Raw genomic sequence first — 18,419 nt, forward strand, 5'->3', positions numbered from 1 at the left:
GTCGGGGTTGAGCGGTGCTATCAGATCGCATCGCCCAAGGAGAAGAACTGTCTTGGAACCTGAGTTTCTCAAAACCCGTGGGACACTCGGGAAGATCCGCAGGCACCTCCAGTCGGCCGGCGGACCATTGTCCACGTTCTGTGGGTTCAATTGGGCCTGCGGTTGTGCGCGCCCATGAGCCGAGGGGTGCAGTACCTCCAATGGGACAGCATCGAGTTCATCGATGCTTGGACGAGGTCGCGGGAGAACACCTCCGCTCGTCGACACTCGGACCCAGCAAGATTGGTGTGAACCCGATCAATGGAATCGAGCAATACGGATATGAGCCCTGATAACGACGTAATAGAACGGTCGGCGCGTGACCCGGCCGTGTTCGCGACGTTGTACGACCGTCACGCGCCATCAGTTTTCCGGTATGCCGCACAGCGGCTGGGCGACCACGCTGCGGACGATGTGATGTCGGAGACGTTCCTGGTGGCATTCGAGCGGAGGTCGGCCTACGACTTGACAGTGGTCGATGCGCGCCCGTGGTTGCTGGGTATTGCCACGCGACTGATGCGGAAGCATGTCCGCTTGGAGGCGACGGCGTGGAAGGGGATGACAGCAGATCTCGCGGCGCAGATCGTCCCCGACCTCATCGACCTGGCCGGCGCACGTATTGACGCTCACCGCCTCACCCAGCGGTTGGCGAAGGCGTTGCGGCGACTGTCGGAGATCGATCGCGACACGCTACTGCTCTACGCGTGGGGCAACCTCGACTACGCCGCGATCGCCACAGCGATGGAAGTACCGGTCGGAACAGTGCGCTCACGACTGAATCGGGCACGGCGCCAACTGCGCCGCGCCGCAGGCATCGAAACCCTCGAACAGGAGACGGACCATGGACGAACTGACACTGCTCCGCAACACGCGTGACGACTCGCGCGAACCGAGCCCGACAGTATTGACCGCGGGGCGGGCAGCGCTTCTCGGCCGCATCGCGGATGGCGACGCGACTCATGCGGGAGCGCAGCGTCATAAGAAGCGGCTCTGGCTGCCGCGGCTCAGCTGGGCTGCTGCCGGGGTGGCCGCTGCAATGACGGGCGTCCTTGTGGCGGGCAACATCACTCTGAACGCACAGACGGCCTACGCGAGTGACGTGCTGCGCTCTGCGGCCACCCAGACCATCCAATATGCAAACCTTGTGGCTGGCTCAGATCAGTACCTTCGTTCGCACACGCACGCTCGCTGGGGAGTCTGCGATGACACCGGATGCGAGCCGAACGATCAGATCCTGGACGTGTACATGCCCGCCGATCTTGACGCGGAATGGGTGCTCTACCGCGATTGGGGCAACATGCCCGGCGTGCTCACCGGCGATTCGATCGAGACAACCCGAGAAGTCGACGGACGATTTTACGGCCCCGAGTCTTCGTGGGTGAACGTCGACTACGCGGACATCCCCCTCGATGGCATCGCAGCGTATGAGTGGATCAACGCCCAGTACAGCGGGGGATCGGCATCCCGGGACGAGGACAACTTCGTGCGCATCACTGACATCCTTCGGTCCGGTCTCGTTCCGGCTCCACAGCGCGCAGCTCTCCTCGACGCGCTCTCCCGTATTCCCGGAGTTACGGCGACCGACAACGTCGCGAATCTCGACGGCGTGACAGGAATCGCGATCGGCCGAAATGAGATGCTCAGAGCAGGGCAACGCCAAGAAATCATCATCGATCCCGACACCGGACTTGTCATAGGTGAACGGGCTATGAGCGGTGCCACACTCTTCGGGTGGGGACTCAACGAGGAGATTTCGCTAACTGCGATTGAGACGACCGTTGTGGACACGGCGCCATGATCACTCCGAGTCAGGAGGTGAATCCAGCCGCAGTTGATCTTCCGCCGACGTACTCTATCCCGGTCCCTCTTCCGTCGGCCCTGGCGACGACACCTACCCGGCAGCGTTGACCGCCGTCGGAGCCTTGCATTTGGAATGGATCTAACTCGCACAGCTTCCGCTCTGCGGGTGCCCCAGATCGTTGTCACGGGCAGGGAGGAGGTCCTACTCGCCGGTTTTGCAGACGCTGCAAACAGACGGCTCTCAGCTTCGCTCTTGTACTCAGCGACGGGCGCATGTGCTGATAGTCGCCCGACTCGCCTAAAGTCCATGGCTGCAGTCACCGTCCCGAAGGGCGTTCCCATAAGACTCGGCTGGGAGGCCCACTGGAGGTGTCGCTACCGGTTCGATCCGATACTGGTTACTCTGAGCCCATGTCGCCCAAGGTTGCCGGTTGGTTCGGAATGGCTGCCGCCGCCGTGATCGCAGGTGCCGCGGGCCTTCTGATCGCCAACTCGGCGGCGAGTATTCTTGGTGCGTTGGTTTTGGTCGGCGCCACCATCCTCTTTTCCGTCGCTGCGGTGTGGACGTTGAGGAGGACTTGGGCCGACAAAGTGTGGCCACCGGGAGTGTCCGTCAGCGCGTCCCGAATTCGACGTAGACAGCGTATCGGGGCCATCGTTCAGTGCGTTCTGTCGCCACTCATGATTGCCTTGAGCGTCGTCCTCATCGTCGCTGGTAGCACGTGGGCGGTCGTCTACATTTTCCTCGGGGTGATAAATGGTGTGACAGCGCTGTGGACCCTCAAAGTTTTGCGCGACTCCGCCTCGAGATCTGAGTGATCACAGATCTCGAGGCGGACCTGCACGTAGAGGACTAGGCTCGCGACGCACCAAGTAAGTGGCCGGTGTACAGTCCAGCCATGTCCTCGCTCATTCAGCAGAGAATGGCAATAGAGCGTATCCGCACGTCCGCCATCGCGTGGACGCTATTCGGCGGGGTTGGGGCGCTGCTTGCAATCGCCCAATTGGTCGTGGGAACGGAGCCGACGCGAGCGTTCGTGTACTTCGGTGTCGCGGGAGGGATGATCACCGTCGGACTCGTCAAATCGGGGCGATATCGTCGGGCGATTGCGGCGTTTACCGCCGAGAACGGCGTAGAGGCTGGCAAGCGTTGACGGACCTCCGGTCGTCCCGCAGAGGGTTCCCCTTGCGGGCGGCCCCGCTAGTGTCAAACGCGAGTGCTGCGCTCGAGCGGTACCTCAGCCTGTGTGACTTAGACCAGGGCGGATGCGACAACTCCGGCGACGAGCGCCTCAATCTCGGCAATCGGGCGCGGGTCGTAGAGCAACTGACCGGCTAGTCCGGCGCTGAAGGCAAAGATCGCTCGTGAGAGTGAGTCGTCATCCAAACGCGCCTTCAGTTCTCCTTCAGCGCGTCGCCAAGCGAACAGGCGGACCAGGTTGCTGCGAATCGCTTCATCCCCTGAGCGGATCGCCGCGGCGATCTTCTCATCGAATGGCGCCTGGTCTGCGAACGCGACACCGATGATTACGGCGGCGCGACGCTCCTCATCGACCGGAAGGGTAGCCATGATCAACCCGACCAGCCAGAGCTCCAGCGTCGGCTTCGCGGGTTCTGCTGAGACGGCACCGGTGACTGTCGACTGCGCACGCTCCAGTGCCGCCTGAAGCAGTTCCTCCTTATTGTGATTTTGAAGCCACACAGATGATCATAGATCGTTGATCTTTATGCGGAATTTGGGTTGCTGTCGGGCTCTGATTGGCTCCGAGATTGGGTTCGTGATTTTCGCTCGTGGGTGACCCGATACTTGACTCCACTCCTTTTTCAGACACTTCGGGGCCAAATGCAGCCCCTGTGTCCGGGGCAATTAGCAGATGCTGCCTCGGCGTAGCCGCAATGATGACGGCCCCCATCATAATTCCGGCGAAAGACCACAAGCCGATCACAATGATTATTCCCAGGTGAAGAGCGATTACCAAACTGAGCGCCCATCTCCGAGCCCGTGGCCCCGCCAGAATCAATACGCCGACGGCCACCTCGAGAACGATCGTTCCCCACGTGACAGCTGCCGTACCGACAGCCGTATTCGTGATCCCCCGCGCTAGTAACCCTGCGGGACCGCTAGCGCCGAACGATGGATCCCGGACGACGTAGTGCATTGCGCTGCCGTTCATCCACTCGGCCGTCCCGAATTTGGAGAGCCCACTCTCAATGTAGATGAAAGCCATCTGCAGACGAAGGATCCACCATGCGCCCCACGCAATCCCGTCAGTCACGGATGATGACCATATCGGATCGGACCGTCCCCACGCGAAGAGGCGTGTATCGCGTGCGGTGATGAAAATAATGATGATCGTGACCACAGCTGCAGCAGAGTCGCCGCCGTCTGGTAGTCCGATGCTCGTGGATAAGGAGAACGCGACCCAAGCATGAAGCACAGCCGTGACAGCTGGAAGGAAACCAATGATCACAAGTATGAGTATCCCTGCCGCGATGAATCTTGAGATTACTTTGTCGTCACTCGTGTCGACGCAGAAGAGCGATGCTTTGACGACACTGATACAGGCCGGAGCTGGCTTATGTCCGAGAACCTCTGGCGTCAAATTAGCCCAGGAGGTTAGAGCCAAAATGGAGAGCTGGGCGGCCGCGATCACAGATCGTCCCACCTGCGTCGAACGCCGCAGAGATGCGTATTCGGACACACTCACCGTGATTTTATTGAGGACCTGGCTTATCGTGCGCATGAGATCTCGATGTGGGCGGCTTTGGTTACTTGGATTGTTTCATTCGTTACGTTTCGGTACGCATATGGGACTGGAGATTGCTCTGCGATTACGTAGCTTCCACAGAAGTTGGGCGAGCCCTTGGATGGTGTGACCACCTGAGTAGATTCGTGCGCAGCCGCTTTCAGGCAGTCCACGGAGACCATGCCGCCGCATTCCACCCAGTCGCTCGTACGACTCGCCAGAATGGCCTTCTCCGTGTCCTGAGAACGCTGATTCCGAGAAAGGCCGAGACCGTTTTGAATGTTGGTCTGTGGAAGAGTGCCTTCAGCCAGTATTTCACCGCGGCGGGCGGACGTGTCGTCGTAGACGACCAATGCGATGGACGAAGGATCGCGAGTGAAGAATTCCCATGATTCTGGGAAGACTGTGCCCACTTCTGCGCGAGACTTCCAATCCTCGCTCAGAACAGTCGTGGGCATGGCAGCGAAAACACCGGCGCCAAGGGGTACGCACAGGCAGACGATTGTCGCGATTGCCGCTATAGCTCCGCCCTTGGCAGCGGTATTCACTGCAGCTTGTTTAGAGTGCCCCACTGATTGCGCGCGCCGCGAGTTCACGGTCAAACTTCGTCGCCCCTGTGTTTGGCTCGTAGAGCAGAACGAAAACACCGGCCACTACTGCAGCTCCAAGCGCAAGGACGTAACCGGCGGCAGCGGCGATCTGCACGGTCGCGACATAACTCTGCGTCCACAGCCAGCCATTGGCTGATGCACGACCAGTAGAAACCCTGTTGGCGGCTTGTTCGCCCATAAGGCGAGTATTGACGAGCTTGACGTCCTCACCGAGCGCTTTGATCCCGGCCTGAGCTCGAAGAGGATTGCCCGACTGAACCGGTTCTACAACTCGAGCCGTCAAGTGCGGGTCGATTTCTTCAAACAGGGCCACCAACTCGTCGACAGTTTCGGAGGGAACGTCCTGATGCTCAAGACCGAGCCTTTCCGCTAACTCCGGATTTGAATTAAAGATGGATCCACTGCTTAGTACGAAGAAACTAATTACGTCGGTAGTGCTGTACTTTAGCGCCGTTTGCTTCTTACTTATGATGGAGGCGGCCGGGTTTTCAGCTGCCGTCGCCGGGATTGCCCCCATGGACGTCATCGATGCAACACTAAGCGCGATCGTAACGGCAGCGCCAATAAACTTTTTATTGATAAATCCCCCAATTATGCTAGGTATAAATATTCACTTTAGGTATCGAATAACCTAAACAATTTATAACCTGCCACATTTATGGTTGGTTCTGCAAGTCGCGGGATGCGTACTTATTGCCTCGGATGGCAGCGGCAACAATCCCAACTACTTCGAGGGCAAGCAATCCGAGACCGGCAAAATTAGTTGCGTCCGTCGTGCTATCACGAGTAACGATCAGGAGCAGGATCGCTCCGAACACTACGATGACGGTCGTGGCGATGATGACAGGAGTCGCTGCGGCGTGGCCTTGGCGCCATGAGTTATCGCTATATGTGATTGCCGGCGTGCGGATCCCAACGAGGCCATTGTTAGGTATCACGCCACGGCTGGCGAGGACAGTGATAAGGGACACGAGAAGAGAGAGTGCGAGGGCGATCCAGACAGTCATGGTGAAGTCCTTTCGAGGTCGGGTGTGAATAGAGTGGTGATCTCCACGCCTAGAGTGGCGCTGAGAGCGAAGGCAAGACGTAATGAGGGATCGAACCGCTCACGCTCGATGGCGATGATGGTCTGCCGCGATACTTGTAGCTGGGCCGCAAGGTGGGCCTGTGTCCACTTATGCCGCTCACGTTCATCACGAACAGTATTCTTCATGCACCACCACGCCGCCAGAGCACGGTGGCTCGTATACCGAAGTTCATAATCGAAGCCAGCAACAGTCCAAGAAGCGCATACAAACCGACGCCGGAGATTGGAGACGCAAAAGCAACAATACAGGCGAGAATTCCAAGCGAAATGGTGTCAGTGAAGGCCCCAGCACCAGCACGTTGAAGCAGTTGGTATTCGACTGACTCCTCTTCCAATTCTGGAGTGTGTGCCTCGGGTGCCCGTCGATTGATGGTGCGGAATACGAGATGGATTGCCGTGGCACATCCAATAACGAGTCCCAGAACCGCCCCTTTCGCTATTCCTGCTAGTTGCCAGCCGGCTATGTAACCGCCAAACGTCGCCGCAAGAATAGTCATCAAAATGATGCTCCATGTTGAGGTCCTAATCGCTTTTTTGAGCATGACCCAACACTATGAGCGTCGCAGAATGCATGTCAAGTTTTGTTTACAACTTCGGTGGAAAGAGTAGTTAAGTCACGGCATCTGCTTTGAACCGCTATGGTCAAGATCTCTGATCGCGCCCACCTGCGAGCGGTTATTCCGGGCACTGCGCATCCGCCTCGTTTTCCGGTTCCACACCCTCGAACTGTCGATCTCGAACCAACCACATTCCTCATTCTTCGTAACTGAGACTGTCACATCACCGCAACGATGGCCTCTCGCTTCACGTGCTACGAATCCGGCTCGCCAACCGCGACATCCCGCTCCGTGACGACGGATCACTGCCCAAACAATGGGTCCTGGCCGAATGGCCAGCTACCGCGCCCGAGCCCACCGACTTCTGGATCCGCGACTACCCAGAAAACACCCCAATCGCCACCCTGGTGCGGATTGCGAAGATGCGATGGAGAATTGAACACGACTACCGCGAACTCAAACACGGCCTCGGCCTGGCCCACTTCGAAGGCCGCACCGGAGCAGGCTGGAACCGTCACGTCACCCTCGTGACCGCCGCCCACCTGTTCATCACTCGCACCCGCCTCAGTTGCGGTCGTTGACCTAGACGTTTGATGGGGGCCGTCCAGTAATAAAGCGGACTGTGCCCGGGACTGACCGCTGAGTTAGCTGAGGTAGCGCCTCAGGCGGTAGAACCGCTCGAATAGATCCTGGCCCGCCTCTGCTGTTGGTGACACATGGCCGAGGCCTAAAAGGCCATGAACTATTCCGGCATACTCCACATGATTAACGTTGACGCCATACTCCCGTATTCGGGTACCCAACATTGTTCCTTCTGAGCGGAGCAGATCGTGGTCGGCAGTCGCTATAAGAGTTGGCGGTAGGCCGGAGAGGTCGGCATACAGCGGGCTCACCGTCGCGTTGTTTCGCTGTTTATCCCGTCGTCTTTGGGTAATGCAGAGGCTCAGACTCGGCGCAATATTCTCTCCGTCCCTCTGGTCTCGAGTCGTTGCGTTGCCTATAACGAGACTGGTCGGGCCACCAAAGTTGCGAAAACGGAAGTCGTCTCGTCCCGTAGAGGTTTCCCGTCTGACACATGTCGAGACCCACGGTGCGACGGCCGTTCTCGCCCTCGAACTGCCTTGCTCATCGTCCGGCTTACGGGCGCCACCTCCTACGGGGTAATTTCAACTGACCTAGGGGGAGGCAATTTTTCGGTGGATGATTTCAATGCTCGAGTTGGACCGATCGTCAGGGGCATCGCCTCGGGACTGATTCCCATGGCCGTTTTCACCCCCGTGTACGCCATTTGGCCAGTTCTTGCCTGGCCAGTTCCGGGAGCATTCTTCTTCGTGGCGGCACTTGGCTGGTCGGTCTTCCTGGCTGTGCGTGCCGCAAAGTTGATCAAGTTTGCTGGTGGAGTTTCGAACGAGACAAATGCGTACGACGCCCGCATTTCCAAGGGCATGACAATCGTCAGCAGCATCCAGGGTGCGCTCATCGTCACCTCGGTCGTTGTCCTCGCGCTCTTCGGTCAGTACGTGTGGATACTTCCGGTGGTCGTGCTCATCGTGGGACTTCACTTCTTCCCTATGCCCGCAATTTTCGGACGAACGATCGACTACTACCTCGGCGGATTCATGCTCATCATCGCGGGCACCGGATTCTACCTGGCCAGCCAGAGCGGGATCGATTGGCAGGTGACCTCGGGCGTTACTGGGTTCGGGGCGGCGCTGGTCACTAGCGCGTTTGGCTTGTACATCGTGCGCGCAGGGAACACCGCCCTCACTCGTACCGTCAATTGCAAGCTGGATAGCTGCCCAGGGCGGTTCGTCAGGGTGTGATCCGATAAGTCAGCGCTAAATTTACCGTAGAGGGTTGGTAAGTGAGACACCCGCTTTCTCTGAGTTCCTCTACCCATCGTGGGTGGTCAGCTCCCGGCACTAACGTTGTCCGCGACGGCAACGTTACCGCGGTAATGAACCGTGAATACGATGCCACGATCACCAGCACCGGCGGTGACCCGCTTCGGCCTCCGCCCAAGGGAATATCCGCCGTCGGGAACCAGCGGTCGCACTGCGCCTGGTCACCGGCCCGATAGGTGATCCGGTCTGCTGGGTCTTTCGGCGCGAACACCGGCCTCAGCTGCGCGACCTTCTTCCGAAACCACCCCACCCGCTCGGCCACCACCGTCGCCGGCATTGACGGTGTCGCTTTCAGCCGCTATTTATTCAAATTCTCCGTGGTCGTTTGACGAGAAGATTGTATTGCGACTATCGAGGCCGCGGGCAGTGATGGTTGGCGGAATAGTTTGCCGTAGCCGATGTCGCAAATATTTGAGTAAAAAAGAATACGTTTGGAGCTCGATGCAAAAGAATACCGGTGGCATGCGATTCTCGGAAAAAGCGTTTATCGTGGGACTGCTCGTTGGCAGTATTTCCATCACCACAGGGGGGATCGCAGCGGCGGCGGAAATGCCTATTGCGCCCCCAAGCCTTAGTGCAGGCGCTCAAGGTCATGACCCTCGGGCAAACTCCAATTCAGAGCCAAGCCAAGTAGTCCTGAGCGGCGGTGACGCCGGTTCGAGTATTGGATTGCCAGGCAAGGCAGCGGCGACGCAGCATCTTGATGCCAGTGACGTTCCGGAGGTGCTATTCGCCGGTCAGGGCGCCCCAATTGCGAGCACAGTCCTACCGAGTGCTTCACTGACTAGTTATGTGACTTCGACGGGCACGCAAACTCTTATAACCATCAAATCTTCAGCCGCAGCAAGCACGTACAGTTTCCCGTTGTCGCTCCCCGCCAATGCGATCGTGAATGTCGAATCAGATGGTTCGGTCTCCGTCCGTGACGCTGAAGGCATAGCGATGGGAAAGTTCCTCGCGCCCTGGGCGAAGGATGCGAACGGTCAGAATGTCGAGACTTCTTTGACCGTTCAAGATCAGGTGCTAATTCAGAGCGTGAAATTTGACCCAACCACAGCATTCCCCGTCGTTGCTGACCCGCAATGGTGGCAACTTGCACTCTCGATAACAGCTGGTGCTGCTACTGGAGCTGCGGTTGCAGCCGCGTTCGCGGGGGTTTCCACTGGCGTTGGAGTGATCATCGGAGGGTGCGTTACGGGTGCGCTAAACTCGATGTGGGACGGTTCCACTTTCTGGGGCGGGTTTAGGGGCTGCCTCCTCGGCGCGGCGCTGGGAGCGGTTGGGCGCATCGCAGGCTCGATCGTGAAGAACACATTGAAGGGTTTTGGGATTGGCGTCTAGGATGAAACGCTGGATGATCTTTATTGGGCTTGTCGATGAGGAAACCGAGCGCAAGATACCGGCGTTAGCAATTTTTGGATCAATCCTAATCACCCTGGCACCGGTAGTGGCTTTTGTAGGAAATATATCCATTGGGTCGATACTTGTGGGCATCGCTTCCCTCGTGATCGGCAGTGGTATTTTATTATTCGTGCGAATGTCGCAAAGCCATTGAGCATCGACTTCCTGGCAAGGCCATGGAATCTCGTCCCTAAATAATGGGGTAACGCTGCACCGGGTGGGCAGGTACGGAAGTTGCTTTCGAAATACGATGTGACCACTTAAAAAAATGTCGTTGTCGGGAGCAGGGGACGCGGGAAGAATGAATTGCACGTACGATCTTCGCAGGTTTCGCTAAGGCCTACGGACGGGCGTTTCTACATACGTAGGCTGCTGCGGTATTCAACTACATGTAGTACTTGATCTTCTGAATCCACCCCCGGGTGCTCAGCATCCGCGAGGTATATCGTCTGGTCAGGTTGATCGAGCAAGATGTGACGACTCGCTCTAGTTGTTGAATGTGGAAGCTGCCTTGACTCCGCGTCACCGTCGTCGCTTCGCGCGGCTCATTGTCGAGAATGGTCACTCTTACCGCCCCGCCAAAACAGGACCAATAGTGCCGACAGCTTCAAGTGGTCAATGCAACGGTGTGGCCGCGTGCGTGAGCATCGTAGGCAGCGACCTCAGCCGTTCCAGACCTCGTCAGAGCCCATCACTGTCACGGTTAAAAGGCCGGCGCGGTAACGCAGGAATGACTCAAGCTGCGGGGGATTGAGGGCTGATACGTTGCCGGCGATGACAGCGCCCCTGGGTTGCTAGGCGCACCGTGCCGCAGAGGGTTCCCCTTGCGGGCGTATCGCGCTAACCGTTCCGTATTTGTCGGGCGTGCGGTCGCCTCAACCCCGCGAGATAGGCTCTGGGTGGTGAGCACGCGTCGTTTTCGATCCGACGAACGGTCGAGTCCGACTGGCGGCAAATAGCCGTTGCTGATCGTCGCGGTGACGTCGTGTTCGTCCTCGTGCACGCTCACGCTTTCTTCGTTGGCTCCTACTCGGCCCAGGGCAAATCCATATCCATATCCGTCTGGCGGGAGACGTGCTCCGCCTGGACAGTAGGGGATGCTGTCTGCCCTGCTGCAAGGTTGGTTCCTGGTCGGCGTACTTCAGAAGTATGACCGTTGGGATGTTGTGGGTTCCTACGCACCAGGCGACGTCGTTGCCATTGGCCACAACTACTGAACCGACGACTCCTTTCAGATCTGAGCCCAAGAGTACGGCTCTGCGTTTGAGCCATACTCCCCACATTCTTAGTGAGATATCCGAGACTTATCGGTTTGCGACGAATAGCACGACCTGTTAGACCTGAAGTGTTCGAGTATCACGACAACCATAAATCACGGTGAAGTAAATCGAGAGAAGACGACATTGAGAGTTTCAATTTCACGATCATTTTTATCTATACTTACGATTGCAGTGATGTTAGGAGTGTCCGTCCCCGCACATGCAAATACCGAGGCTGATCCCTTGGTGGCCTTAGAAAATATGGGGCTTATTCAACCGACAGGTGGAATGCAACTGCGCTCACAGCTTCCGGCTAAAAACGGAAATGCCGATGATGCCCCGTTGGGCCAGCTGAGCCAAGATGGTGGCTTGACCGTTGAAAGTGGAAAAGCCGCGGTGAGTGTTGTTCCAGTTTCAGAAATCGATGGCGAATTAGGAGCTGATGGGAAAGCCCTCATATACACGGAATCGGATGCGTACAGCTACGTTCTCACGGGAGAGGGTACCGCGGCTAACGCGGGATACGTGGTGATCAACGACGCGTCCGCCCCCCTCGATTACCAGTTTGCAGTACTAGTCGACGGTGACGCGGCAGTACTGACGGAGGCACCGGACGGCACAATCCACGTACGTGATGTCGCAGGCGAAGTCGTGAACTACATTGAGCCAGCATGGGCGAAAGATTCCACCGGTGCAACGGTTAGCACGCACTACGCCATCGATGGCAATATCATTACTCAAATCGTTAATCATCAGGGTGCAGCATATCCGGTCGTTGCCGACCCTGGAATTGCATGCGACTGGTTGTTTTGTACCTATGAATATTCTCGAGACCAGACTGAGATGATATCTGGCGCTGACCCTACTGTTCAGTTCCTGGTCGTGGCTGCTTGTACAGCCGTCGGAGGCCCCGTAGGTGCGTTTGCATGCGGCCTGTCATCCGTTGCGATTACGAGCGCAGCGAGTTCCGCGCTGGCTAATGGCAAATGCTTGGGACTGAGAAAATTTCATACTTCTCCGTTCGCGTACCCCGTCGAGGTAGGTTGTTAGTGTCTACCATGACCTTCGCACGCTTTACAGAACCGCTTCCCACTACAGGCCGATTGGGCGTGGTAACGCTCTGGACTGTCTGGCTCACTGCCCCAGTAGCAGTCCTGTCGGGTTATACGGGCATTGCCGGAATATGGCTGCTATTCTTTGCCCTTCTTTTTGGAGCCTCGATTTGGATTGCGCGATCTAAGAACGAGCGGGGTGCAGGAAACTTGCCGCGACCAAGGGCTTCGCAGCTGGCGCGTTTCGCGCCTTTGTTGGTTATTGCAACCACAGCGATTGGGTACGTCGTCTCAGTCTCTTTCGCCGTACCAATCGCCAACGTGTTTGCGGCGGCTATTTCCCTCGGATTTGTATTAGTGATCGTTCCGTCTGTGGCCGCAACGCCTCCGCACACCGATCGTCGCGAGTAGGGATCCCGAGGGACGAGGATCGACCGGACTAATGGCGCCGACTTGCGGGATTCCAGACCATAGTTCGGTGATTCGATCAGCCTGACGCGGCAGCAAATACAGCCTGTGCGCCGTCTGCATAGACCTGATCGATGACTATGCCCGGTACGCGATCGGCGCAACAGCTGGGGACCGCGCAAAGATTCCGGCCGTGTACATCCAACGGCTGAAGCGTCTGTGGGAAGGTCAGCGTTAGGAGCGCTTTCCCGAGAGCAGGGCCGGGAGGTGGATGCATGGATCGAGACGTGGGATCTAGAGGGATGCTCAGCCGACCAAGTTGCCGCGGCGACTCAGCTCGCGCTTGAAACGGTCGCTTAGTGGCAGAAGAGACCGGGATTCGCCGCGCACCTCGCGTCTTGGCAGACGTAACAGGACTGTCTTGGCAGTCGGCAGGGGGCCACCCGACGGACGTCGATTCGTCCCGTAGGGGGTTCGGCTTCTGGGACGCCACAGATGGAGGACAAGGCATTGCGCGTGTCGGGCTGGAAACACCCAGGTCTTATTTTATCAATTTCAGGGTCCGGTGTGATTTGCGTCACCCGGTGGAGGCTTGGGCGCACGCGTCATCCTGCGCTGTTTGCCTTGGGAGTCCAGCTTGAGCCGTCGACTGTGGGATAACGATGACGGTTTTGTTCGTCGCTGGTGCAGCCGATGAGTGAGGTTACTTATCGGTCCTTGGTGCGATTCAATGTGTCAGCGCCAGAAATTCGTTGCAGTCACCCCGATGGCGATGTTGTTTTCGCTGTAGCGATACGGTGTAAGCATGGGGAAATTTTGGGGGCGCATTGTTCCGTGCCCGAAACTTGGCCGTACTTGCCACGATCTCGTGGTGAATGGGTGCACAGCCTCGGCTCCAGCCACCGGTGGTTGGGCCTTGAGAACTTCGTTCCCTCCAGCAACGCGTCTCACGTAGAAAGCGTCTTTGACATGCTCTTCTTCCCCGCTGCGTATGACGACTTTGGAGTGGTGAGAATGCAGACCGTAGTAGTCGGCATTTGGAACGACAACATGCAATTCGCTGTGGATAGAGAGAGCCTTGTCGTCGAACGAGGTGAGGTCGCCCTCCTCGCCCGTCATGTGGAACTGAAGTACACGGCCCTGCAGGCGAAACGATGAGCAGCGTGAGGAGTCCGATCCGGTACCCGGACTTCGGATCCCGAACGTTCATGACTCGGCGGGCTTGGTGGCTCGTCGTCCTCAATATTCTCATCCCCGGCTCTGCTCAAGTGCTTGCCGGTAGTCGGGTACTTGGCCGGTTTGGCCTACGCGCCACCTTATGTTTCCTCGCCATTATCGTAGTGACCGGCACCGTATACGCGATGAATCCGGAGATCCTGCTCACCGTGGCCACTGACTCGATTGGTTTGTGGATCATCGCCATCGCGATCGTGTTCTATGCCGTGGTGTGGGTTGTCTTAACTTTCGACACGATCCGGCTAGTGCGTTTGGTGAAGGCCCGGCCCCAGGCGCGCCCGTTTATCGCGGGGCTAGCGACTGTTGTGCTGGCGGCCGTGGTCGGCGTCGCCGGGTATGGTGCCTCTGTGGCAACCACGGCCAGCGATTTCCTATCCTCGGTTTTCGCGGCTGGGCCGTCGGAGCCGCCCGTTGACGGCCGCTACAACATCCTGCTCCTCGGCGGCGACGCTGGAGCCGACCGGAAAGGCATGCGGCCCGACAGCATGTCGGTCGTCAGCATCGATGCTGAGACGGGAAAGGCGGACGTCATTGGCCTACCGCGCGACCTCGAAGACGTACCGTTCCCGGCCGACTCGCCATTGAATGCGGTCTACCCGGACGGCTACGGCTATGAAAATCGCTGCAACGTGGATGTCTGCATGCTCAACTCCATCTATACCGAGGTCGCGCTGAAGAGCCCGGAGATGTACCCGAACGCTTTGGCCGACAACAGCGAACCAGGCATTGAAGGCATGCGCGACGCCGCCAGTGGAATCACCGGCCTCACCATCCAGTACTACGTGCTGATTGACATGCAAGGCTTCTCCGACCTGATCGATTCCCTCGGCGGCGTAGACATCACTGTCACCGACCGTGTTCCGCTCGGCGGCGATGAGGCACTGAACGGTGTTGCCGAGTGGTTCGAGCCGGGCAAGCAGCATATGGACGGCTACCACGCCACCTGGTACGCCCGCTCCCGGCACGGAACGAGCGACTACGACCGCATGGCCCGCCAGCGCATCCTGCAGGAGGCGCTCCTCAAGCAGTTCAACCCGGCGAACGTGCTCACAAAGTTCCAAGGTGTGGCCCAGGCCGGCCAGCAGGTCGTCAAGACCGACGTACCGCGGGGAATGCTCGACTCCTTCGCCAACCTGGCAGGCAAGACCAGAAACCTACCGGTGGGTTCCGTTGAGTTGGTTCCAGATAATGGCGTCGACCCGCAGAACCCGGACTACGACTACATCCGCAGCCTGATCGCCACCGCGCTTAGATAAATTCAAATTTTGTTGCCAGAGGTGGGGCACAGCGACCGGGTGTCGCTTCTCGAGATGCGGTGGAGACCTTCATCAGGTTCCCGAAAGAGGGTTTTCCCCTTGTGGGCTTCTCTGGTCGTCCGGGCAGCATCTAAAGTCACGGCGCAAGTTGAAGAGCCTGCATCAGGGCAACGGTCCACGCATAGACCTCGCACACACGACCACCACTGTCGAATTGTCTAACGAGCTTAGGCATTGGGAAACTCAATCTAAAACAGTGGGGCGCCAAGGGCGCAGCCCGACGACGTCATCTCAACGCGGGGAAGACGGTAAACACCAAGGGGATTCTATGAAACGTGTGACATTCGTACTGGCCGCAGCGACCGGCACGGCTGTTGTCTTGTCCGGCTGCCAAGCGGAGCAACCCGCCGCACCTGATTCATCAGCGTCGTCCTCTTCAACCCCCGCCCAGACGGATGAACCCACTGCGCAGAAATCTGCTCAGGCGTGGGCGGACCAGACATTCGGGACGTTCGAGGCTTTCACCGTCACAGGCAGCGGCGCTGATGAAATTGTCTTTGCCGACGACGCAAAATCTGGCTTTTACACAATCACGTGGGCGCCCGGCCACTATGCCAATGAGCAGTCCGGCGCGCAGGTTTATGGTGAAGACGGAACGTACCACGAGGCTGGCATGGCTGACTATCAAGGCGATGTCGCCAGTGTCGCCTATGGCTTGGACTCCACCGTTGGCCCGGCGGGCTGGATCACCATCGGGCCCGGCGCGGGTGACTGGTCCATTACCGTGTCACCGATTTCGGCCCTTCCCGCACTACCCGAGACTGGCGGCTACGACGCCTATCTGTATGCGGGAGCTGAGCAACCGGTTATCTTCTCGTCCACAAATTCGGGGCGGGTCAACGTTCGACAGTTCAATGGCATCGACCCGACCGACAGCATCCTCCCTCTGCAAGACTTCACGGCCGTTGGAACTCTTCTCGCTGGCCCCAGCGTCGTGAACGTCCAGCTGGAAAGCGTGAGCCCCTGGACGCGATCCACGAAGTAGCCCGGGCGACACGACCTGATCAGCGGCCGGTTCGGTTTATGGGACCGCGAATCACGCACAACAGAGAGTGTCCAGCTATCACGTGATCGGTGTCCCGTATGAGGTTCCTCGTAAGGTGCAGTCCACGCAGAGTATCGTCGACATCCCCGCCAAGAATCGATGGGTAGCACCGCAGGCGGTGCTACTCGGGCTGAGGTCGTCTGCCGACAAGGAACCAGATCAGAGGACCTGCGATGGGAGCGAAAAGCGCAATAAGCACCCAGATGGCCCGAGCGGTCGAACTCAACGAAGGTGCGCGCCGAATTTGCACCAGGGCCACCACGAGAGCCACGACGACGACCACCACAACGCCGCTCCACGCGATGTCGTAGAAAGCTGGAATAAGCGGATTGTTCATCGTCGTCCCCCGGTTCGACAGGCATCCTGTCCGCCAAGCTGATCAGCGAAGAGGATCACTGTCAAGTTTCCACTCCGCGAGGCCATAGAACCCCGACCTCTCAATTTCGCCCGCTCAGGGTTCGCCATATGGGATCGGGATGGCCCCGGTACCGATCGAGTATTTCAGGCTGCCACACACACTTGTTGTCAAACGTCTAGTGCCCGAAGTGCACTGTGCCGGCGGCGGGTTTGCCCGGGGGGAGGCCTATCGCGACCGCGCCGCCCACGACGGCGGCGGCTGCGAGTGCGGCAAATCCGATCCCAAAGCCGGCGACCGCGATCGCCCCGATGGTGGCGACTCCGATTCCGCTTCCCAGTTCGTGGAATGAGTTCAAGAGACCGGATGCCGCTCCGGATTCCGATGGCTCCACTTCCGAGAGGCCCGTGGTGCTCGCACAGACGAAGCTGGCTCCCAACCCGATAGCGGCGACGGAGGCGGCCACGATGGTTGTGATGTCACTGGAGCCCAGCGCCGGTGCGCCTAATCCGGCCGCAGCCAGGAGCATCGCGATGGGTGCGACGCGGCGGGCACCGAACCGACCGAGAAGATGTCCGCCCAACTGGGCACCTGCGGCCACGCCGACCGCGATCGGTAGAAATGCCAGGCCGGTGCCGATCGGTGTCCAGTTTTCTCCTACCTGCAAGCGGAACGACAGCAGGAAAAAGGTGCCGATGAGAACGCCGGTGGAGACGAGAAGGAGGGAAGCCCCGGAGATGAGCGGCCGGGACCTCAAGAGCGCGAGCCTGATCAAGGGTTGTGTGGCCCGACGCTCCAAGACGACGAAGCCAACCAGCAACGCGAGCGCGATCGCCACGAGCAGGGCAAGGATCGGAACGGCGACGCGTCCTAACAGCGAGATCGCGGCGATGAGACTCGCGAAGCCTACGGTCGCGAAGATCGCGCTGCCCGCGCCGAGCGGCTGGCGCTTATCCGGCATCGTTGCTAGGACGGCAATTGGCAGCGCTACCGCGATGACGGCACCGATCGGCACGTTCATGAGGAAGATCCAGCGCCAGCCTGAGCCACCGGCGAGAAGGCCGCCGATGAGCACTCCGACAGCCGCTCCCGCTCCGCCGGTGCCGCCCCAGACCGCGAGTGCGCGGTGACGGCGAACGCCGTCGAAGCGTCGCACCAGAGTCGAGAGGGCGGCGGGCGAGACGAGCGCTGCGCCGATCCCTTGAACTGCGCGTGCTGAGAGAAACAGGATCGGCTCGACTGCGATGGCGGAAGCCAACGATGCGATGGTGAACACGACAAGGCCGAACAGGAGCATCCGGCGCACGCCGAACACGTCCGCCAAGCGGCCCCCGAAGAGCAGCAGGCCGCCGAATGGCACCGTGTACGCGGCAACCGTCCAGCTGGCGAGTGACGCATCAAGACCGAGATCACGACTCATCAATGGAAGAGCGACATTCACGGCGGTGATGTCGATCACCAGCATCGCCTGAGCAAGCGCGAGGATCATGAGTGCAAGCTTCTCGCGCCTATCGAACCGGGAGAGCTCAGACGATTGCACAGACGAGGAATCGGGGTGGGACATGCGACATCCTTAAATCAAACAGACTTGTATGAGTTGGT

21 protein-coding genes and 1 pseudogene are annotated in these 18,419 nt (G+C 58.7%); 11 read left to right on the plus strand and 11 right to left on the minus strand.

Going from position 1 to position 18,419, the window contains the following annotated elements; translation table 11 throughout:
• Positions 1 to 300 precede the first annotated feature (300 nt).
• From QMF22_RS01970 to QMF22_RS01985, 4 genes are all read left to right on the plus strand, one after another.
• The gene (locus tag QMF22_RS01970) at positions 301 to 915 is read left to right on the plus strand and encodes an RNA polymerase sigma factor (protein ID WP_283449831.1); all 615 of its coding nucleotides are present in this window, start codon (positions 301 to 303) and stop codon (positions 913 to 915) included.
• A complete protein-coding gene (locus QMF22_RS01975) occupies positions 881 to 1,837 on the plus strand; it encodes a hypothetical protein (protein ID WP_283449833.1) in 957 nt (318 codons plus the stop codon). The genes QMF22_RS01970 and QMF22_RS01975 overlap by 35 nt, the downstream gene beginning before the upstream one ends.
• Positions 1,838 to 2,250: 413 nt before the next feature.
• Entirely contained in the window at positions 2,251 to 2,658 is a 408-nt protein-coding gene (locus QMF22_RS01980) for a hypothetical protein (protein WP_283449836.1), read from the plus strand.
• Between the two features lie 80 nt (positions 2,659 to 2,738).
• Positions 2,739 to 2,993 carry a hypothetical protein gene (locus tag QMF22_RS01985; protein WP_283449838.1) on the plus strand — a complete coding sequence of 85 codons (255 nt, stop codon included), beginning with the start codon at positions 2,739 to 2,741 and terminating at the stop codon, positions 2,991 to 2,993.
• Positions 2,994 to 3,091: 98 nt separating this feature from the next.
• Here QMF22_RS01985 and QMF22_RS01990 read toward each other — a convergent pair whose 3' ends face one another.
• The 7 genes from QMF22_RS01990 to QMF22_RS02020 form a co-directional block, all read right to left on the minus strand.
• Complete coding sequence (locus QMF22_RS01990; RefSeq protein ID WP_283449839.1) at positions 3,092 to 3,541, minus strand: TetR family transcriptional regulator C-terminal domain-containing protein; 450 nt, start codon at positions 3,539 to 3,541, stop codon at positions 3,092 to 3,094.
• On the minus strand, positions 3,519 to 4,541 hold the full coding sequence (locus tag QMF22_RS01995) for a sporulation-delaying protein SdpB family protein (RefSeq protein ID WP_283449841.1): 1,023 nt from the start codon (positions 4,539 to 4,541) through the stop codon (positions 3,519 to 3,521). The genes QMF22_RS01990 and QMF22_RS01995 overlap by 23 nt, the downstream gene beginning before the upstream one ends.
• A gap of 29 nt (positions 4,542 to 4,570) precedes the next feature.
• Positions 4,571 to 5,134, minus strand: coding sequence for an SdpA family antimicrobial peptide system protein (locus QMF22_RS02000; protein ID WP_283449843.1), 564 nt, complete (start codon positions 5,132 to 5,134; stop codon positions 4,571 to 4,573).
• A gap of 10 nt (positions 5,135 to 5,144) precedes the next feature.
• Positions 5,145 to 5,723 carry a sporulation delaying protein family toxin gene (locus QMF22_RS02005; RefSeq protein ID WP_283449845.1) on the minus strand — a complete coding sequence of 193 codons (579 nt, stop codon included), beginning with the start codon at positions 5,721 to 5,723 and terminating at the stop codon, positions 5,145 to 5,147.
• Between the two features lie 130 nt (positions 5,724 to 5,853).
• Positions 5,854 to 6,204, minus strand: a complete 351-nt coding sequence (locus QMF22_RS02010; RefSeq protein WP_283449848.1) for an SdpI family protein — start codon at positions 6,202 to 6,204, stop codon at positions 5,854 to 5,856.
• Positions 6,201 to 6,410 carry a helix-turn-helix transcriptional regulator gene (locus tag QMF22_RS02015; protein ID WP_283449850.1) on the minus strand — a complete coding sequence of 70 codons (210 nt, stop codon included), beginning with the start codon at positions 6,408 to 6,410 and terminating at the stop codon, positions 6,201 to 6,203. The genes QMF22_RS02010 and QMF22_RS02015 overlap by 4 nt, the downstream gene beginning before the upstream one ends.
• Entirely contained in the window at positions 6,407 to 6,826 is a 420-nt protein-coding gene (locus tag QMF22_RS02020; protein ID WP_283449852.1) for a hypothetical protein, read from the minus strand. Before QMF22_RS02020 ends, QMF22_RS02015 begins: the two co-directional genes overlap by 4 nt.
• Before the next feature lie 311 nt (positions 6,827 to 7,137).
• Here QMF22_RS02020 and QMF22_RS02025 point away from each other — a divergent pair.
• Positions 7,138 to 7,422: pseudogene (locus QMF22_RS02025) on the plus strand (IS701 family transposase); the annotation flags it as partial.
• Positions 7,423 to 7,485: 63 nt separating this feature from the next.
• Here QMF22_RS02025 and QMF22_RS02030 read toward each other — a convergent pair.
• The gene (locus QMF22_RS02030; RefSeq protein ID WP_349357072.1) at positions 7,486 to 7,842 is read right to left on the minus strand and encodes an alpha/beta hydrolase; all 357 of its coding nucleotides are present in this window, start codon (positions 7,840 to 7,842) and stop codon (positions 7,486 to 7,488) included.
• A gap of 258 nt (positions 7,843 to 8,100) precedes the next feature.
• On the opposite strand from QMF22_RS02030, the gene QMF22_RS02035 reads away from it, so the two are divergent.
• The 4 genes from QMF22_RS02035 (at position 8,101) to QMF22_RS02050 (ending at position 12,455) form a co-directional block, all read left to right on the plus strand.
• Positions 8,101 to 8,664, plus strand: a complete 564-nt coding sequence (locus QMF22_RS02035; protein ID WP_283449854.1) for a hypothetical protein — start codon at positions 8,101 to 8,103, stop codon at positions 8,662 to 8,664.
• 522 nt (positions 8,665 to 9,186) lie between these two features.
• Complete coding sequence (locus tag QMF22_RS02040) at positions 9,187 to 10,086, plus strand: hypothetical protein (RefSeq protein WP_283449856.1); 900 nt, start codon at positions 9,187 to 9,189, stop codon at positions 10,084 to 10,086.
• Between the two features lies 1 nt (position 10,087).
• On the plus strand, positions 10,088 to 10,300 hold the full coding sequence (locus QMF22_RS02045; protein WP_283449858.1) for a hypothetical protein: 213 nt from the start codon (positions 10,088 to 10,090) through the stop codon (positions 10,298 to 10,300).
• Positions 10,301 to 11,609: 1,309 nt separating this feature from the next.
• Positions 11,610 to 12,455: a hypothetical protein gene (locus tag QMF22_RS02050; protein ID WP_283449861.1), complete on the plus strand. Its 846-nt coding sequence runs from the start codon at positions 11,610 to 11,612 to the stop codon at positions 12,453 to 12,455.
• A 1,145-nt stretch (positions 12,456 to 13,600) separates the two neighbouring features.
• Here the strand turns inward: QMF22_RS02050 and QMF22_RS02055 are convergent.
• Positions 13,601 to 13,984 (minus strand): hypothetical protein, encoded by a 384-nt coding sequence (locus QMF22_RS02055; protein ID WP_283449863.1) that lies wholly within the window; start codon positions 13,982 to 13,984, stop codon positions 13,601 to 13,603.
• A 221-nt stretch (positions 13,985 to 14,205) separates the two neighbouring features.
• Between QMF22_RS02055 and QMF22_RS02060 the strand changes: the two genes are divergently transcribed.
• Entirely contained in the window at positions 14,206 to 15,357 is a 1,152-nt protein-coding gene (locus tag QMF22_RS02060; RefSeq protein WP_283449865.1) for an LCP family protein, read from the plus strand.
• A 328-nt stretch (positions 15,358 to 15,685) separates the two neighbouring features.
• On the plus strand, positions 15,686 to 16,402 hold the full coding sequence (locus QMF22_RS02065) for a hypothetical protein (protein WP_283449867.1): 717 nt from the start codon (positions 15,686 to 15,688) through the stop codon (positions 16,400 to 16,402).
• A 181-nt stretch (positions 16,403 to 16,583) separates the two neighbouring features.
• Here the strand turns inward: QMF22_RS02065 and QMF22_RS17430 are convergent, their stop codons facing one another.
• Entirely contained in the window at positions 16,584 to 16,799 is a 216-nt protein-coding gene (locus QMF22_RS17430; RefSeq protein ID WP_502846892.1) for a PLDc N-terminal domain-containing protein, read from the minus strand.
• Between the two features lie 196 nt (positions 16,800 to 16,995).
• Entirely contained in the window at positions 16,996 to 18,381 is a 1,386-nt protein-coding gene (locus QMF22_RS02070) for an MFS transporter (protein ID WP_283449870.1), read from the minus strand.
• Positions 18,382 to 18,419 lie beyond the last annotated feature (38 nt).

Source organism: Cryobacterium sp. PH31-L1 (assembly GCF_030063145.1).
Lineage (GTDB): Bacteria > Actinomycetota > Actinomycetes > Actinomycetales > Microbacteriaceae > Cryobacterium.

Bases quoted from the DNA above. Each gene is read 5' to 3' on its own strand.
- QMF22_RS01970 (WP_283449831.1), top strand. From the start codon at position 301: ATGGAATCGAGCAATACGGATATGAGCCCTGATAACGACGTAATAGAA.
- QMF22_RS01975 (WP_283449833.1), top strand. From the start codon at position 881: ATGGACGAACTGACACTGCTCCGCAACACGCGTGACGACTCGCGCGAA.
- QMF22_RS01980 (WP_283449836.1), top strand. From the start codon at position 2,251: ATGTCGCCCAAGGTTGCCGGTTGGTTCGGAATGGCTGCCGCCGCCGTG.
- QMF22_RS01985 (WP_283449838.1), top strand. From the start codon at position 2,739: ATGTCCTCGCTCATTCAGCAGAGAATGGCAATAGAGCGTATCCGCACG.
- QMF22_RS02005 (WP_283449845.1), bottom strand. From the start codon at position 5,723: ATGACGTCCATGGGGGCAATCCCGGCGACGGCAGCTGAAAACCCGGCC.
- QMF22_RS02010 (WP_283449848.1), bottom strand. From the start codon at position 6,204: ATGACTGTCTGGATCGCCCTCGCACTCTCTCTTCTCGTGTCCCTTATC.
- QMF22_RS02015 (WP_283449850.1), bottom strand. From the start codon at position 6,410: ATGAAGAATACTGTTCGTGATGAACGTGAGCGGCATAAGTGGACACAG.
- QMF22_RS02020 (WP_283449852.1), bottom strand. From the start codon at position 6,826: ATGCTCAAAAAAGCGATTAGGACCTCAACATGGAGCATCATTTTGATG.
- QMF22_RS02035 (WP_283449854.1), top strand. From the start codon at position 8,101: ATGGCCGTTTTCACCCCCGTGTACGCCATTTGGCCAGTTCTTGCCTGG.
- QMF22_RS02040 (WP_283449856.1), top strand. From the start codon at position 9,187: ATGCAAAAGAATACCGGTGGCATGCGATTCTCGGAAAAAGCGTTTATC.
- QMF22_RS02045 (WP_283449858.1), top strand. From the start codon at position 10,088: ATGAAACGCTGGATGATCTTTATTGGGCTTGTCGATGAGGAAACCGAG.
- QMF22_RS02055 (WP_283449863.1), bottom strand. From the start codon at position 13,984: ATGACGGGCGAGGAGGGCGACCTCACCTCGTTCGACGACAAGGCTCTC.
- QMF22_RS02065 (WP_283449867.1), top strand. From the start codon at position 15,686: ATGAAACGTGTGACATTCGTACTGGCCGCAGCGACCGGCACGGCTGTT.
- QMF22_RS17430 (WP_502846892.1), bottom strand. From the start codon at position 16,799: ATGAACAATCCGCTTATTCCAGCTTTCTACGACATCGCGTGGAGCGGC.
- QMF22_RS02070 (WP_283449870.1), bottom strand. From the start codon at position 18,381: ATGTCCCACCCCGATTCCTCGTCTGTGCAATCGTCTGAGCTCTCCCGG.